This is a genomic window from Oleiphilus sp. HI0061, assembly GCF_001635675.1.
Genome location: NZ_LWFE01001713.1, coordinates 1 through 1099, shown reverse-complemented (window position 1 = coordinate 1099; position 1099 = coordinate 1). Strand labels below are relative to the sequence as shown.

Here is a 1099-nt window from a genome sequence, read left to right as displayed (position 1 = left end):
TGTGCAATTGGTGTGGCTTACTTCATGAAAGCCGCTTACCAGTCAGCAACACCTGAAGAATTCTTCGTACCATTCTTTGTATTGTTCTTAGTCTTGTTTGCTGCAACAGGTATTGGTAACGGTTCTACTTTCCGTACCATCTCTCAGGTATTCAATAAAGAGCAAGCAGGTCCGGTATTGGGTTGGACTGCAGCGGTGGCAGCATACGGTGCATTCATTATGCCTAAAGTATTGGGTGAGCAAATCAAGGCGACGACTCCTGAGTACGCGCTATATGGCTTCGCAACGTTCTACGCCGTATGTATCGTTCTTAACTGGTGGTTCTACCTACGTAAGAGCTGCGAGCACTATAATCCATAACGACAATCCATAAGTTGTAAGTTATGGCTTAAAATAAAAAACCGCGCAACTAGCGCGGTTTTTTATGTTTACTGGTTAATAAATGGCCAATAATTGGCTTGCTAAGCAGGTGTTAATATCAGCATAATATGCATGCTAAAAAACAAATATAACATCAGCCTGGTAATCATACTGTTATGCAAGCTTCTTGCTTTTCGCCGATGAGTGGTGAACTGAAATTATTAGTGATAGAGGACCATCCAGTCTACCTGGAAGGGCTTTCATTTGTGCTTAAGCGTTTGAGCGAAGAGGTTGTGATCGAATGTGCTCATGGCGTGATAGAGGCTCAAAATCACCTTGGACAAAATCAGGGTTATGACCTGATATTGCTCGACTTATGCTTACCTGATGAGGGGGGGCTGTCTATTCTTCGATACCTGTCTGAGCAGAAAATATTCATCCCGGCAATTATTTTGTCAGCTTCCGAGGAACTCAGGGATGTTCAGCGAGCCCTTAAGGCTGGGGCTAGTGGTTTTATTAGTAAAGCCAGCAGCAGTGAAGTGATCCTTAATCAGATAAAAAAAGTCATGGAAGGCGAGAATTGCCTGCCAGACTTTTATCAGTCACAACAAGTTGCTGAATTACCAGAGTTAACACCTCGGCAAAAGGAAGTTTTACAGTTAGTGTGTGAAGGCTTACCAAACAAGAAAATCTGCCAGCGCCTGCATTTGACCGAGCATACGATCAAGAGCCATATGAA

General features: G+C 43.3%; 1 protein-coding gene and 1 pseudogene. Both read left to right on the top strand.

What is annotated here, in order from left to right:
• A pseudogene (locus A3735_RS26395) lies at positions 1 to 360 on the top strand (antiporter); the annotation flags it as partial.
• Between the two features lie 176 nt (positions 361 to 536).
• Positions 537 to 1099, top strand: a 563-nt coding sequence (locus tag A3735_RS26390) for a response regulator transcription factor (RefSeq protein ID WP_068638949.1), incomplete at its 3' end; no start/stop codon positions are given.